This is a genomic window from Streptomyces reniochalinae (assembly GCF_003323735.1).
Lineage (GTDB): Bacteria > Actinomycetota > Actinomycetes > Streptomycetales > Streptomycetaceae > Streptomyces > Streptomyces reniochalinae.
In genome coordinates, this window is the sequence record NZ_QOIM01000037.1 from 269,893 (window position 1) to 284,812 (window position 14,920).

A 14,920-nucleotide genomic window follows, 5' to 3' on the forward strand; every position below is an offset into this window, starting at 1 on the left:
GGTTCAAGAATGAGCATGGCCCACCAAGCTGTCAAGAGCAGCCCGGGCCGCCTGTGGACAGCGAATGGCACGGACCCTCGGGCGGGGCTCCCGCGCACCAGTAGTCTCTGAGAGTCTTCGAGGCGGACCGGTCCAGGCATGGGCATGGCATGAAGGAATGGGGAGCAGGGAGGGCATGGAGCCAGCAGCGCACCAGGTGCCCGGGGCGGACGGCGCGGGGGGAACGGGGGACGCGGGGGAAAGGGGCGGCATGCGGGGCATCGCCGCGCTGTCATTGCCCGCGCGGATCTTCGTCTCGATAGCCGTGGCCGTCGTCACCGTCGGAGTCGCGTTCCACGTGGCGATGGTCTTTTTGCAGACGGCACCGGACAACACGGTCAGCAAACGGCACGCGGAGGTCGTGGACTCCTACGTCTACCCGGAGTTCGAACGCAACTGGAAACTCTTCGCCCCCAACCCCCTCCAGCAGAACGTCGCCGTGCACGCGCGGGCGCGCATCGCCGTGCCGGGTGGCGGCACGAAGACGACGGGCTGGGTCGACCTGAGCGCCATGGACGGTGCGGCCATCAGCGGCAACCCGGCGCCCAGCCACACCCAGCAGAACGAGCTGCGTCGCGCCTGGGAGTTCTACGCCGACAACCATGACGAGAAGGGCAAGCCCTACGGGCTGCGCGGTCGGCTCTCCGAGCAGTACATCAAGCGGATCGTGATGCTGCGCTTCGGTACGAAACTGAACGGCGGCAGCGTAGAGCGCATCCAGTTGCGCGCCGTGGTCACTCCCGTCGCACCGCCCGAGTGGAGCGACGAGAAGACCGACGGCAAGACCGAGTACTCGGTGCAGCCCTGGTGGCAGGTCACCAGCGCCGACCTGCCGGGAGGTGCCAAGTGACGGAGCACGTCACAGGAGAGGGACGGTACGTGGCCTCCGGCGAGGACGCGCCGTCGTCCGCCCCGGTTTCGGGGCCGGGCGCAAGCCCGGGAGCAGGCGCGGATCCGGGATCAGGTGCGGGCTCGGGACCGCACCGGGGACCGGACCCGGGTGCGGGTTCTGGCTCGCGGTTCCAGGGGCCTCGGGTGCGGGTCGAGCGGTGTGTCTCGCGGGGCCTGAGCAAGGTCACCGGGTACGCGCTGGGCCCTTACCAGACGGCGATCGTGCGCATCGGGTTCGGCGCCGCGTGGCTGTTCTTCCTGTTGCGGGAGTGGCCGCACCGGCACGAGCTCTACGGCCCCGACGGCCCCTGGAGCTTCGGGCTCGGCAAACAGCTGATCGATACCAACCACGCCTTCACCGTGCTGATGTGGGCGAGCAGCGACAGCTGGTTCGAACTCGTCTACCTGGTTGCCATGGCGGCCGCGGCGGCGATGGTCCTGGGGTGGCACACGCGCGCGGTGACCGTGCTGTTCATGGTGGGGGTTCTCTCGCTGCAAAACCGCAGCGTCTTCATGGGCGACGGCGGGGACAACGTCATCCACCTGATGTCGCTGTACCTGATCCTCACCCGTTGTTCGCGGGTGTGGTCACTGGACGCACGGCGGGCCCGCCGTGCCCTCTCCCGCGCCGGGGCGGCCCGTAGGGACGCCGACCGGACGGACGCGTCCGCGAACGCGCGCGGGAGAGGAGACGGCGCTCCGACGGACGCCGGAGGGGACGCCGCTTCCAAGGGCGGCGATCCGGTGGCGGGATCCGGCGGCGTCGTGCTGTGGGCGGTGCTCGGCGCCATCCTGGTGGGCGGCACGATCGCCGGTGCGATGAGCATCGGCTGGACGCTCTTCTTCTGGGCGCTGTGGGTGGCCAACGCGGTGTGGTGGTGCCTGAACAAGGCGGTCGCCGTCAGGGGCGGCAGCGGACTGCGCGAGCTGCGTACCGTCTGCGACATCCTCGCCAACCTGGCGCACAACGGTGTGCTGCTGGTCATCATGGTCGAGGTCTGCCTGATCTACTCGACGGCCGGCTGGTTCAAGATCCAGGGCAGCCGGTGGCAGGACGGCACGGCCGTCTACTACCCGATGAACCTGGACTACTTCACGCCGTGGCCCGAGCTGAGTCACCTGCTGGCCGGAAACGGCCTCACGATTTTCCTGGTCACCTACGGGACGGTCATCACCCAGGTCGCGTTCCCCTTCACTCTGTTCAACAGGCGGGTGAAAAACGTGCTCCTCACCATGATGATCATGGAGCATGTCGGCATCGCCGTCCTGCTGGGACTGCCGTTCTTCTCGATGGCGATGATCGCGGCGGACGCGGTCTTCCTGCCGACCGTTTTCCTCGTCTGGATCGGCCGGCATGTCACGGCCTTCAGAACGCGCGTACGGGGACGGCTGCCGGGCGGCACGGGCCACCGGGAACCGGTGGCGCCCCCTGCGCCGCGGACGGCCGTCCCCGAGGACTCGGCGGTCCCGGCCTCGGCGCCCGTAGGGTGGCCGGGTGACAGGAACGGCTGAGGCGGAGTGGGCGCGGTACGCCGAGGACGGCGTGCTGCTGGACGGGTTCCACGCGCTGAAGCACGCGCTGCGCTTCGGCGCGCGGGTGCCCCTCGCGCTGGCCACCGACCGGCGCGCCGCCCTCGCGCTGGCCGAGCAGCTCGCCCCTGACCTGACCGGCGCCCTGGAGGCGCTGCTGCGCGAGGTGCAGGTGGAGACGCTGCGCGGTCTCGTACCCCGTCCGCACCCCACAGGGGTCGCGGCGCTCGCGCTGCGGGACAGCGCCCCCGCTGCCGACGCGTTCGTCGAGCGCGGCGAGAAGAGAGGCGAGGGCGGAGGCGGAGCACCGAGCGCGGGCACGGGTGGTGGGGCGCCGCTCGTGGTGCTCGACAACCCGCGCAACCTGGGCAACGTCGGAGCGGTCGTACGGCTGGCGGCGGGTGCGGGAGCCGCAGGGGTGCTCACCACCGGAGACGCCGACCCCTGGCATCCCGCGGCCGTCCGCGCCGGCGCGGGACTGCACTTCGCCGTGCCCGTCGCACGACGTCAGGTGACGCAGTTGCCGGACCTGCCGCTTTTCGCCTTCGATCCGGAGGGCGCCGACCTTCGGTCCGTGACGGTGCCGGGCGGTGCGATGCTCGCCTTCGGCTCGGAGCGGCACGGTCTGTCCGACGCGCTGCGCTCGCGCGCCGACCACCTGGTCGCGCTCCCCATGCGACCGCAGGTCTCCAGCTACAACCTCGCCACGAGTGTCGCCATGGCGCTGTACCACTGGATGACCCCGTTCCGGACCACTGGATGACACCGGCCCGGCCTTCCTGACCTACCGCTCCGAGCAGCGCGGTCGGGAAGGCCGGGCCGGTGTCGTCGCCCGATGTCTTCCCGCCGGTACGGGCGCGTACCGGCGCGGGTGCCTACAGGTACGGGCCGCCGGTGCGGCGGTTCTCCTCGTTGGCCTGCGCGGCGTCCTCCGGCGGTACGGCACCCGCCGGCAGAGCCCTGCGCATCTGCTCCAACTGGGAGCGCGCCGCCATCTGCTGGGCGAACAGCGCGGTCTGGATGCCGTGGAAGAGCCCCTCGAGCCAGCCGACGAGCTGGGCCTGCGCGATGCGCAGTTCGGCGTCGGTGGGGGTGGAGTCGTCGGCGAAGGGCAGCGAGAGCCGCTCCAGCTCCTCGATCAGCTCGGGCGCGAGCCCGTCCTCCAGCTCCTTGATCGAGCTGGTGTGGATCTCCTTGAGGCGGGCCCGGCTGGCCTCGTCCAGCGGAGCCGCCTTCACCTCCTCGAGCAGCTGCTTGATCATGCTGCCGATCCGCATGACCTTCGCCGGCTGCTCGACCATCTCCGTCACGGGGACCTCAGCCTGCTCATCGCCCTCACCGTCGCCCTTGGCGCCGGTACCCGCCAGAGCCATTCCGTCCGGGCCCACGACCAGGACCTGCGGGCTCTCCTGCGACTGTTCGTTGCTCGGCTGCGTCATGCCCCCATTCTGCATGTGTGCCGGATCCGGCGCCGAGCGAGGGAGGGCTCAGCCGCGCCGCAAGCGCAGGGCCAGAAAAGCGAGCCCCAGCCCCATCAGTGCCATCCCCGCGCCGAGCGGCAGGACGGGCAGCACCTGGCCGGACGGCTGAGCGGCGACGCGGTTGCCGCGCGCGTCGGTCCGCTCGGGGACGGGCCCCTCGGAGGCGTACAGGTCGTGCTTCCCGATCGCCTCGTCGGAGCGGTGCGGTGCGGTGCGATCACCGGACGAGGGGGGCTGGTCCTCCGGGCGGCCGGGCCGGTCGGGGTCCTCGCCGTTGCCCTCGCGCCCGTGCGCCTCTTGCCGCCGCTCGTGCTCACGCTGCTGATCCCGCTTCCGTTTCCGCTGCTGTTCCCGCTCCCTGTCCTGCTTCTCGTCCCGTTCGTGTTTCCGCTCTCCCTCCCGGCCCTTTTCGCGTTTTCGCTGCTGTTCGCGTTCCTTGGCCTCGTGCCGCTCGTCGCGCTGTTGCTGCCGGTGCTGCTCCTGTCGTTCCTGCTGCTTCTTGTCGTCCTGGTGGGGCTGTGGCCGCTGGCCCTCGCCCGGGGTGCCGGGGGGCTGCACCGGCTGCCGCTGCGGCTTTCCGTGCTGAGTGTCTGCGTCGCCGTGCGGAGCTCCGTCGGAGCGGTGCGGCAGCGGCCGGCCGCCGTCCCCGTGGCCGTCGTCGCCCGGCCGCCGCGGAGGCTGTCCGAAGTCCCTCGGCCGGGGGGATTCCGGGCCTTCTCCCGGACCGGTTTTTGGGGCACCCTCCGAACCGTCGTGGTCGCGGAAGACGGTGTCCGAACGGAACGCCTTTTCCGTCGCCTCTGCCGCCGCTTCCATTTCCGCCCTGACGTCGGCCACCGCTTCCGTGATCTCGGTCTCCGCCTCAGTTCTGGCTGCCCCTCGCGCCGCCGCGCTCAGCTGCCCGGCGTGCAAGCCCGCCGCGTGCGACTGCGCGCGTGACTGCGACCGCGACCGCACAGGTGTCTGCATCTCCGACTGCGACTGAGCGCGTGAAAGCAGCTGCGGGTGTGACGGCAGTACCGACCGTGTGGGGCGGGCGGTGCCGAAGGGGCTCAGCGGCGCTCCGGCGTCGGCAGGCGCGCCGGCGGGCGCCGGGCTTCCCCTCAGCACGCCGGGGGACGCGCTGAGGGTGACGTTCCGCAGAGAGGCGCTGGTCGACGTGGTGCCGGGCGGGCCGGCGACATCGGGCTCCGCGCTGTCCTGCGCGAGGGCGGCAGGCGCGGGCAGGGCAAGGAAAAAGCAGGTCAACAGGGTGAGTGCCCTGTTCCGCCGCTGAGAGTGCCCCACGACCGTGACCCTTCCGACCTGGATGGTCCGCAGACCACACCAGCGTCACATAAAGGGACAAATACGGCATTTCGGGCAAGCCGACGTGAGTGAGGATGCGGCCCGGACGGCCGAGATGTCGAGGTCCGGACGGTGGAGGCGAGGCGGCCCGGACGGTGGGGGAGACGGCGCGGTCCGGACCGCCGGGAGGGGCCCGCCGTCCGCGCGGCGAGTCCCCTCCCCGCGTACGAGGTCACCCCGTACGCGGGGTCACCCCGTCGTCAGCAGGAGCTTGCCGATGTGGGTGCTCTCATCCAGCGTCCGGTGGGCGCCGGCCGCGTCGGACATCGGGAAGCTGCTGTCGACGACGGGGCGCACGCGGCCGTCCGCGATCAGCGGCCACACGTGCTCACGCACGGCGGCGACGATGGCGGCCTTCTCCTCCGGGGGACGGGCGCGCAGCGAGGTGGCCGTCACGGCGCCGCGCTTGGCCAGCAGGGCGCCCAGGTTCAGCTCGCCCTTCGCACCCCCCTGCATACCGATGACGGCCAGCCGGCCGTTGACCGCCAGCGCCTTGACGTTGCGTTCCAGATACTTGGCGCCCATGTTGTCGAGAATGACGTCGGCACCCGCGCCGTCGGTCGCCGCGCGCAGCTCCTCCACGAATTCCTGCTCGCGGTAGTTGATCAGGATGTCGGCGCCCAGCTCGGCACACCGCTCCAGCTTGGCGGCCGTACCCGCTGTCACCGCCACCCGGGCCCCCACCGCCTTGGCGAGCTGGATGGCCATGGTGCCGATGCCGCTGGAGCCGCCGTGCACCAGCAGGGTCTCGCCGGGACGCAGGTGAGCCACCATGAACACGTTCGACCAGACGGTGCAGGCCACCTCCGGCAGCCCGGCCGCCGTCGCCACCCCCACGCCCGCGGGGACGGGCAGCAGCTGACCGCTGGGCACCGCGACCTTCTCCGCGTAACCGCCGCCGCCGAGCAGCGCGCACACCTCGTCACCGACCGACCAGCCGGACACGCCGGGTCCGAGGGCCGAGATCCGGCCCGCGCACTCCAGGCCCGGGTACGGGCTCGCGCCGGGCGGCGGATCGTAGAAGCCCTGCCGCTGGAGGACGTCGGCGCGGTTGACGGCGCCGGCCACCACGTCGACGAGGACCTCGCCCTCGCCGGGCTCCGGGTCGGGGACCTCGGCCCAGACCAGCGCTTCGGGACCGCCGGGTTCAGGAATCGTGATCGCATGCATACGCCGACGCTACCGGGCGGCGCATGAGCCCGCGCGGGTCAGCCCCCACGGCCGTTCGACTCGCCTTGGCAGGCGTTCAGCCCGTCTCCGCGGGCGTTCGGACCGTCCTCTCAGGCGTTCGGCTCGTCCCCTCAGCCGCTTGAGTCAGCGCCCGTAGCGGGTCAGCCTCCGCGGGCGGCGTTCGGATCAGCCGCCGGCGCACGCGCGGGCCGCCCCTCCGGGCTTACGGTGGCCGCCTCCCGCGTAGGTGAAGCGCAGCTTCTGGTCGGGGGTCGGTACGTACGCCTGCCGGCATCCGGCGCAGAACCAGAACCAGGAGTCCTGCTTGCCGGGCCCCGTCTCGCGGGTGTCCTTCCACAGCAGGCGCTCGGGACAGTTGGGGCAGGTGGGCGGCGGGTCCATCGCGTCATCGTCACGCCTGACGCCACGGCGCGGACCGCCGGGCGCCCCACAGTCACCTGAAGGGGTGAGGGCCAGGGCTCGCCGCCGCGCCGGTCACCTCGGCTCGCCCCTGCGCTCGTCCGGTTCGGGGAGGGCCCGTGACGCCCGGTGGATGACGACCAGCCGGTCGGTCAGCGCCAGGCTGGCGGCCTCCGGATCGTCGTAGGCGAGTATCCGGTGGCCGCGGACGACGGAGACGACCAGGTCGTCGCACTCGCGCGGGGAGCGGCCCGCCTCCGCCTTGGTGACGGGGCGCTCCTTGAGGTCGAGTCCGGTGCCCCGCTGGATGAGGTCCTCCAGGACCGAGCTGGCGTTCGGGCTGAGCATGGCCAGACCGAGGAGCCGCCCCGCCGCGCTGGCGCTCGTGATGACCTGGTCGGCACCCGACTGCCGCAGTAGCGGCGCGTTCTCCTCCTCCCGCACCGCCGCGACGATCTTGATGCGTGGGTTGAGCTGCCGCGCCGTCAGTGTGACCAGCACCGACGTGTCGTCCCGCTGCGGCGCGATCACGATCTGCCGCGCCCGCTGCACCTCGGCGCGGACGAGCACCTGGCTCCGGGTGGCGTCGCCCTCCACACCCGCGAAGCCCTCCGCGTTGGCCGCCTTGACCGACTGCGGATAGGCGTCGATGACGACGACCTGGTCGCGCCCCAGCCCCGTGGACAGCAGGGTCTGGATGGCCGAACGGCCCTTGGTGCCGAACCCGACGACGACGGTGTGGTCGCGCAACGCGGACCTCCAGCGGTTCAGGCGCCACTGCTGACGGGTGCGGTCCGTCAGCGCCTCGAGCGTGGTGCCGATGAGAATGATCAGGAAGAGCACGCGCAACGGCGTGATGACGAGAGCGTTGACCAGACGCGCGCTGTCCGAGCCGGGGGCGATGTCACCGTAACCGGTCGTCGAGAGAGTGACCGTCGTGTAGTACAGGCAGTCCAGGAACGTCATGTGGCCGTCGACGTCGTCCACGTAGCCGTCCCGGTCCACGTACACCAGCAGCACCGTCACCCACAGGACCAGGAGCGCCGCCAGCAGCCGCCGCATGACCTGCCGCAAGGGCGACACGGAAAGGCGCGGCAGCAGCACCGAACCCTGCCGCTCGGTGTCGCCGTCCTCGCGTGAGCTGCTCAGCCGCCTCACCACGGGAGGTCCAGTACCGCCACGTCCTCCCCCGGGGCGGCGCCACCGGGCGGCACGACGGCCAGCGCGTCACAGGAGGCGACCCCGCGCAGCATCGCGGGGCCCGCGTAGCGCAGCGGGCGCACGCGCGAGCGCACACCGGAACCTTCGCGCCGTACGGGCACAAGACGGGTGTCGCGCGGATGGCCCGGCATCTCGGCGCCCAGCGTCGCGGTGCGCGGCCTGGGCTCCGCCCGGCCCGCGAGGGCCCGCAGCAGCGGTCCGGCCAGCGTCATCAGTCCGGACAGCGCGGCCAGCGGGTTTCCCGGCAGACCGACCAGGTACCGGGGGCGCGCTCCCGCGCGTGCGCCCGTCTCCGCTCCGGCGGCGCCTGGCCGTGTCCGCGCGTCCGGCGCCGCCGGAGCCTCGTCGTCGGGGTCGAGCACGGCCAGCAGCATCGGATGCCCCGGCCTCACGCGCACCCCGTGCACGAGCAGCCGCGCGCCTGCACGGCGCAGCGTCGGCTGGAGGTGGTCGACGGGTCCGGCGGCGGTCCCGCCGGTCGTGACCAGTACGTCGGCGGTCGTCCCCGACACCGCCTCGAACAGGGCCTCGGCGTCGTCCCCCAGCAGCCGGGTGGCCGTCACGTCGGCACCGAGCGCCGTCAGCCACGGCTCGACCATCGGGCCGAGCGCGTCCCTGATCCGGCCGTCGCGCGGCAGGCCCCTGTGCAGCAGTTCGTCGCCGAGCACCAGCACCTCGGCGCGCGGACGCGCAACGACCTCCAACTCGTCGTACCCGGCGGCCGCCGCCAGCCCGAGCACGGCAGGTGTGACGGGCGAACCCGTGCCCAGCAGCGCGTCACCCGTACGGCACTCCTGACCGCGCGGGCGGATGTCCGTACCGGGCTGCGGCGGCGTCGCGGTACGCAGCCGCGCCGCGCCGGTCCGCTCGGCCGCCTCCCACCGCAGGACGGCGCTCGTGCCCGCCGGGACGCGGGCGCCGGTCGCGATGCGAATGGCCTCCCCGTCGGCCAGGCGCGGAGGGTCGGAGCGGTCGCCCGCCAGGATGCCGGGGCGCTCCTCACCGTCCGCTGTACGGGCGAGCTCCCACGGCCCGGGCCCGGAGACGGCCCAGCCGTCCATCGCGGAGGTGTCGAAAGGCGGCAGGTCCGTGAGGGCCCGCACCGGCGCGGCCAGCGTGTGGCCCAGCGCCCGGTTCAGGCCGAGAGAGGTCGGCGGTGGCGGTGTGGCAACGGAGGCCGCCAGAGCGACCGCGTCGGACCAGGAGGGCGCCGCCTCGTGCGCTGCGCGTTTCTGGTGCCCCTCCCCGTCTCCCGGCCGCTCGGCCTCCCTGGAGGCTCCGGAGGCGTCCACCGGGTGCTGCGGGGCGGGGCGTCCGGCACCGTCCGCGTGCTCACCGCGGCCGCTGTGGCCCGCCTGTGCGGAGCGGCCGTGACGGTCTTCGGCCTGCCCTGCCGGGTCCACGGGCTCCATGGCGTCCTCGCCGTGCTCGCTCCACTGGATACGCCGGATGCGCTTGAGACGCGGCGCGGGGGGCGGGTCCGGACGGGTCCGACCGCTGTTGGCCAGCGCGATGGCCTCGTCGAGTTCGTCGGCTCCGCTCATCGTTCGTCTGCGTTTTCCGCGTTGTCGCTCGCTGTGTTGTCGGTCGCTGTGTCGTCGCTCGTTGTGTTGTCTGTCGCTGCGGTGTCGCTCGCCGCGGCGGCGCCTGGCGAGCCGGCGTCTGTGGCTTCACTGCTCTTCGGGGCGGTTGCCGAGGCGCTCTTCGGGGCGCTTGTCGGGGCGCCTGTCGGTGTGTCGGCGGCCTCGTCGGCCCAGCGCCTGGCGAGTTGTCCCGCGCGGGCCGCCGCGCGGGCGACGTCCTCGGGCGAACCGTCGGCGCGCGCCGCCGCGTAGCCCACCAGGAAAGTGGTGAGCGGCGCGGCCGGGCGCGCGACACCGTGCGCGGCGTCCCGGGCGAGGTCGAGCAGCGCGGAGGTGTCCACGTCGACATCGATGCCCAGTTCCGCCTTGACTGCACCCATCCATTCATCCAGCACGGTGTCATGCTCCCTGATCCGGGCCCGTGCTGTGGCGATGTCGTCCCAGGTGTCGCAGTCCAGCGCGGCCGCGGCGACGGAGGGTGCGGACGCCGCGCTCACACGACGCAGCCTCAGCCCCTCCAGTACGAGGCGCAACGGCAGGCCCGACAGATGACCGTACTCGGTGCGCAGGAGCGCGAGTTCACGCCGCAGCGGCTCCAAACGGTACGCCGCGAGGAGGGGTTGGTCCCGTCCGTCGTGCGCCACGGCGGCCTCGGCTTCGCCGTCCAGGGCCACCAGCGTGTCCACCGTCTCGCGGGTCAGGAAGGGCAGGTCGGCCGAGACGACGAGCACGGGAACACCGGGCTCCGCGTGCAGCGCGCACACACCCGCGTCCAGGGCGGCGAGCGGGCCGCCTCCCGGCGGGTCCTCGCGCACCCAGCGGACGGGGCGGCAGGTGGCGCGCCGCGGCCCCACCACGACCGTGGCCGCCGCGTCGGCGCACGCCCCCAGAACCCGGTCGAGCAGCGTCCTGCCACCCACCGTGACAGCGGGTTTGTCCGCGCCCCCCAGCCGGCTCGCCCCACCGCCGGCGAGGACGAGCGCGGCGTACGGGCGGCCGTCGTCCTCCCCGCCCGCGCGCTCGGACGGACCGTCCGAGCGCCCCGGAGGATCGCCGGGCCACCCGGGTGGGTCGCCGGGGCGGTCGGGCGGTCCCGCTGCGGAGGGTCGTCCTGGATCGTGCGTCACGCATCAGAGCGTACGGAGAAGCCGTGCGGGTTGCTCCACGCAGTCCGCCACCAAGCGCAGAAAACCGCCCGCCGTGCCGCCGTCGCACACCCGGTGGTCGAACGTGAGGGAGAGCTGCACCACGCTGCGCACCGTCAGTTCCTCACCGACCACCCACGGTTTGCGCGCGATCCGGCCGACACCGAGCATCGCCGCCTCCGGATAGTTGATGATCGGCGTCGAGCCGTCCACCCCGAAGACGCCGTAGTTGTTCAGCGTGAACGTGCCGCCCGTCAGCTCCGCAGGGGAGAGCGTGCCCGCGCGGGCCGTCTCCGTCAGCCGGGACATCCGGTCGGTGAGCTGCTCGGCGGAGAGCGTGTGCGCGTCCCGTACGACCGGAACGACGAGCCCCCTCTCCGTCTGCGCGGCGAACCCGAGGTGCACCTCGGGGAGCACGACGATCTCGCGCGCCTCGGTGTCCACTCTCGCGTTCAGCTCCGGGAAGCGGGCCAGCGCCGCCGTGCAGACGCGGCCCAGCAGCGCCAGCAGGGAGACCGGCGCCGCCGGCTCGCCGAGCCCGGGGGAGGCGGCGTTCATCTGCCGTCGCGCCGCGAGGAGTTCCGTCGCGTCGGCATCCACCCAGCAGGAGGCGTCGGGAATTTCGGTGCGGCTGCGGGAGAGCCGGTCGGCCGCCGTGCCGCGCATCCCGCGCAGCGGAATCCGGCGTTCGGCCCGCTCGGCCCCCTCGGCCCGCTCGGCCCCCTCGGTCCGCTCGCCTTGCTCGGCCGCGCAGCGCCCGTGACCACCGCGCGCGTACCCGTCGTCGCCGCTGTACCCGCCCTGCTGCCGCCCGTCCCGTTCCTGCCCGTCCCGGTCCTGTGCCGTCCGCGCGAGGTGCGTTTGGGACGCCCGTACGGCGCGTTCCACGTCCGCGCGCAGGATGAGACCTTCGGGACCGCTTCCGCGCATCTCCCGCAGGTCCACGGCGTGTTCGCGGGCCAGGCGACGTACGAGAGGGGAGATGACGGGCACGGGCGTGCGGGTGCCGTTCGCTCCGAGATGCTGCCCCGTGCCGCTCGTTCCCGCGTCCGGGGCCCGCACCGCGGCGGACTCGGGAGTGTGCGAGGTGACCCGGGGACGGCGACCGGGCGCGGGGGCCGTCCCGTAGCCCACCAGGACGTTGCCCGAACCGCCGACGTGCTCCAGCTCCGGGCCGCCGTCGCCCGTCCCCTCCCCTCCGCCGCGTCCGTTTCCGCTCCGCGTCCCTTCCGCCTCTCCGCGCATGTCGCCGTGCCCGGGCACTGTCCCCTCGGCGTCCCCGCGGGCATCCCCGTGCGGGTCACCGTCCGCCGGGCTCACCGCGACGGTGACCAGCGGTGCGCCGACCTCCACCTCGCCGCCCTCCTCGGCGGCGTGCGAGGTGACCATGCCGGCGTAGGGGCAGGGGACCTCGACCAGCGCCTTGGCCGTCTCCACCTCGACGACGGGTTGGTCCACCCGTACGGTCTCGCCGACCGCGACCAGCCACCTGACGACCGTCGCCTCGGTCAGTCCCTCGCCGAGGTCCGGAAGGAGGAACTCGCGCACCTCGCCCATCAGCCCGCACCCCCGCCCCGTCCCGCGTCACCCTGCTGCCGGGTCCAGCCGCTCTCCCACTGGAGGCGTGCGACGGCGTCCAGGACGCGGTCCACGCCGGGCAGGTGATGCCGCTCCAGCATCGGCGGCGGGTAGGGGATGTCGAAACCGGCGACGCGCAGCACCGGCGCCTCCAGGTAGTGGAAACAGCGCTCCGTGACGCGAGCGGCGATCTCCCCGCCTGGGCCGGCGAACCCGGGCGACTCGTGCACGACGACGGCCCGCCCCGTGCGCCGTACGGAGGCGACCACCGTCTCCTCGTCGAACGGCACGAGGGAGCGCAGGTCGATCACCTCCAGGTCCCAGCCCTCGGCCCCCTCCTCCCGCGCGGCCTCGGCGGCCTCCAGACACAGCGGAACGGAAGGTCCGTAGGTGATCAGGGTGGCGGAGGTGCCCCGGCGGCGGACGGCGGCCCTGCCGATACCGGGCACCTGTTCGGGCTCCTCCGGACTCCACTCGGCCTTCGACCAGTACAGCCGCTTGGGCTCGAGGAAGACCACCGGATCGTCGGACGCGATGGCCGCGCGCAGCAGCCCGTAGGCGTCCGCGACCGTTGCCGGTGTGACCACGTGCAGCCCCGGCGTGGCCATGTAGTACGCCTCGGAGGAGTCGCTGTGGTGCTCGACACCACCGATGCCTCCGCCGTACGGGATGCGTACGGTCAACGGCATGGGCATCCGGCCCCGGGTGCGGTTGCGCATCCGGGAGACGTGCGAGACCAGCTGTTCGAAGCCGGGGAAGGCGAACGCGTCGAACTGCATCTCCACAACAGGACGCAGCCCGTACATCGCCATCCCGACCGCCGTGCCCAGGATGCCCGCCTCCGCCAGCGGGGTGTCGGCACACCGCTGAGGGCCGAACTCGGCCGCCAGCCCGTCCGTCACCCTGAAGACGCCGCCCAGCGTGCCGACGTCCTCCCCGAGGACGTGCACGTCCGGATCGTCGGCCATCGCGTCACGCAGGGCCCGGCCCAGCGCCTGGCCCAGGGTGGCGGGCTTGCGCCTGCCGGTGCCGCCTGCCTTGGGGGGCTGCCGCACTGCTGTGCTCATCGGGTCTCCTCCCCCGTCCTCCCACCGGCGCCACCGGAGGCGGACCCGCCCACCGCCGACTTCCGGTGCGCCGCCTCGGACGTCTGTCCGTCCACGTTTTCGTTCGCCTGTCCGGCTTCGTGCGCGTTGGTCCGTCCGGCTTCGTGCGCGTTGGTCCGTCCGGCCTCGTCCTCGTTCGTCTGTCCGGCCGTCGCCTCGGCTGCCAGTTCGGCACGCAGCAGGCCGGCCTGCTCGCGCAGCTGCGGGGTCGGCTCGGCGTACACGTGGGCGAACAACTCCAGGGGGTCGAGAGCCGGGTCCTGGTTCATCCGCGACCGCAGTGCGGCCGCCTGCTGCTCGGCCGCTTCCTCGACCTGACGGACTGCCTCCTCGTCCCACAGGCCCCGCTGCCGCAGCTCGCGCTCCAGCAGCGTCACCGGGTCGTGCGCGCGCCAGGCCTCGACCTCGGCGTCTGCGCGGTACCGCGTCGCGTCATCGGCGTTCGTGTGCGCCTCCAGGCGGTAGGTGACCGCCTCCACGAGCGTGGGGCCGCCCCCGGCACGGGCGCGCTCCAGCGCCTCGGTGAGCACCTCGTGCACCGCCACCGCGTCGTTGCCGTCCACCAGACGGCCCGGCACGCCGTACCCCACCGCCTTGTGCGCCAGGGAAGGCGCGGCCGTCTGCTTGGCCAGCGGAACGGAGATCGCGAAGCCGTTGTTCTGCACGAGGAAGACGACCGGCGCCTGCCAGACGGCGGCGAAGTTCAACGCCTCGTGGAAGTCGCCCTCGCTCGTCCCCCCGTCCCCCACCAGGGCGAGAGCGGCCACCTCGTCCCCCTTCAGCCGCGCGGCGTGCGCCAGCCCCACCGCGTGCGGCAGCTGGGTGGCCAGCGGGGTGCACAGGGGCGCGACCCGCGTGCGCTGCGTGTCGTACCCGTGGTGCCAGTCACCGCGCAGCAGCGACAGGACCTCCATCGGGTCGAGACCGCGGGCGACGGCCGCCAGGGTGTCGCGGTAGCTGGGGAAGAGCCAGTCGTGCTCCGCCAGGGCGAGTGCGGCGGCCACCTGGCACGCCTCCTGCCCCCGGGACGAGGGGTAGACGGCCAGCCGGCCCTGGCGGGTCAGCGCGGTGGCCTGCTCGTTGAACCGGCGTCCATGGACGACCGCGGCGTACAGCCGGTGCAGCAGTGCGGCGTCGGGGGCCGCGGCCCCCTGTTCGGCCGCCCGTCCGGACGTTTCCGCCTCCCTCCGCGTCGCACCTCCTCGCGCGGAGCCGGTGCGCGCTGCCCCTGTCCGCGTGGACCCGGCCCGCGGCGCCTTCGTTTTCGCCCCCGTCCGCGCGTCCGATCGCGCTCCCAGCACCCGGTAGGGCTCGGCATCGGGCAGCAGAGGGGCCGCATCGGCGCGAGGCCGCCAGGAGGGGGGAGGCGCGGGGGCGTAGGTACCTGGCTGCTCTAGGACCGTCATGAC

12 protein-coding genes and 1 pseudogene are annotated in these 14,920 nt (G+C 73.2%); 3 read left to right on the plus strand and 10 right to left on the minus strand.

What is annotated here, in order from left to right:
• Positions 1 to 175 precede the first annotated feature (175 nt).
• The 3 genes from DQ392_RS19075 (at position 176) to DQ392_RS19085 (ending at position 3,223) form a co-directional block, all read left to right on the plus strand.
• Positions 176 to 889 (plus strand): DUF5819 family protein, encoded by a 714-nt coding sequence (locus DQ392_RS19075; protein ID WP_220182643.1) that lies wholly within the window; start codon positions 176 to 178, stop codon positions 887 to 889.
• 185 nt (positions 890 to 1,074) lie between these two features.
• Entirely contained in the window at positions 1,075 to 2,442 is a 1,368-nt protein-coding gene (locus DQ392_RS19080; protein ID WP_114016832.1) for an HTTM domain-containing protein, read from the plus strand.
• Positions 2,426 to 3,223 carry a TrmH family RNA methyltransferase gene (locus DQ392_RS19085; RefSeq protein ID WP_114016833.1) on the plus strand — a complete coding sequence of 266 codons (798 nt, stop codon included), beginning with the start codon at positions 2,426 to 2,428 and terminating at the stop codon, positions 3,221 to 3,223. The genes DQ392_RS19080 and DQ392_RS19085 overlap by 17 nt, the downstream gene beginning before the upstream one ends.
• A 112-nt stretch (positions 3,224 to 3,335) precedes the next feature.
• Here the strand turns inward: DQ392_RS19085 and DQ392_RS19090 are convergent, their stop codons facing one another.
• From DQ392_RS19090 to pdhA, 10 genes and pseudogenes are all read right to left on the minus strand, one after another.
• On the minus strand, positions 3,336 to 3,899 hold the full coding sequence (locus DQ392_RS19090; RefSeq protein WP_114016834.1) for a bacterial proteasome activator family protein: 564 nt from the start codon (positions 3,897 to 3,899) through the stop codon (positions 3,336 to 3,338).
• Between the two features lie 48 nt (positions 3,900 to 3,947).
• Complete coding sequence (locus DQ392_RS19095) at positions 3,948 to 4,853, minus strand: hypothetical protein (protein WP_147266549.1); 906 nt, start codon at positions 4,851 to 4,853, stop codon at positions 3,948 to 3,950.
• Between the two features lie 624 nt (positions 4,854 to 5,477).
• Positions 5,478 to 6,458: an NAD(P)H-quinone oxidoreductase gene (locus tag DQ392_RS19100; RefSeq protein ID WP_114016836.1), complete on the minus strand. Its 981-nt coding sequence runs from the start codon at positions 6,456 to 6,458 to the stop codon at positions 5,478 to 5,480.
• A gap of 186 nt (positions 6,459 to 6,644) precedes the next feature.
• Complete coding sequence (locus DQ392_RS19105) at positions 6,645 to 6,860, minus strand: hypothetical protein (protein WP_114016837.1); 216 nt, start codon at positions 6,858 to 6,860, stop codon at positions 6,645 to 6,647.
• A gap of 93 nt (positions 6,861 to 6,953) precedes the next feature.
• Positions 6,954 to 8,036: a potassium channel family protein gene (locus tag DQ392_RS19110; RefSeq protein WP_425470557.1), complete on the minus strand. Its 1,083-nt coding sequence runs from the start codon at positions 8,034 to 8,036 to the stop codon at positions 6,954 to 6,956.
• Complete coding sequence (locus DQ392_RS19115; RefSeq protein WP_114016838.1) at positions 8,033 to 9,643, minus strand: molybdopterin molybdotransferase MoeA; 1,611 nt, start codon at positions 9,641 to 9,643, stop codon at positions 8,033 to 8,035. The genes DQ392_RS19110 and DQ392_RS19115 overlap by 4 nt, the downstream gene beginning before the upstream one ends.
• Positions 9,640 to 10,809 carry a DUF6457 domain-containing protein gene (locus tag DQ392_RS19120; protein ID WP_114016839.1) on the minus strand — a complete coding sequence of 390 codons (1,170 nt, stop codon included), beginning with the start codon at positions 10,807 to 10,809 and terminating at the stop codon, positions 9,640 to 9,642. Before DQ392_RS19120 ends, DQ392_RS19115 begins: the two co-directional genes overlap by 4 nt.
• Positions 10,810 to 10,812: 3 nt before the next feature.
• Positions 10,813 to 12,384 carry a dihydrolipoamide acetyltransferase family protein gene (locus tag DQ392_RS19125; protein ID WP_114016840.1) on the minus strand — a complete coding sequence of 524 codons (1,572 nt, stop codon included), beginning with the start codon at positions 12,382 to 12,384 and terminating at the stop codon, positions 10,813 to 10,815.
• Entirely contained in the window at positions 12,384 to 13,472 is a 1,089-nt protein-coding gene (locus tag DQ392_RS19130; RefSeq protein WP_114016841.1) for an alpha-ketoacid dehydrogenase subunit beta, read from the minus strand. The genes DQ392_RS19125 and DQ392_RS19130 overlap by 1 nt, the downstream gene beginning before the upstream one ends.
• A gap of 182 nt (positions 13,473 to 13,654) precedes the next feature.
• A pseudogene (gene pdhA / locus DQ392_RS19135) lies at positions 13,655 to 14,917 on the minus strand (pyruvate dehydrogenase (acetyl-transferring) E1 component subunit alpha); the annotation flags it as partial.
• Positions 14,918 to 14,920 lie beyond the last annotated feature (3 nt).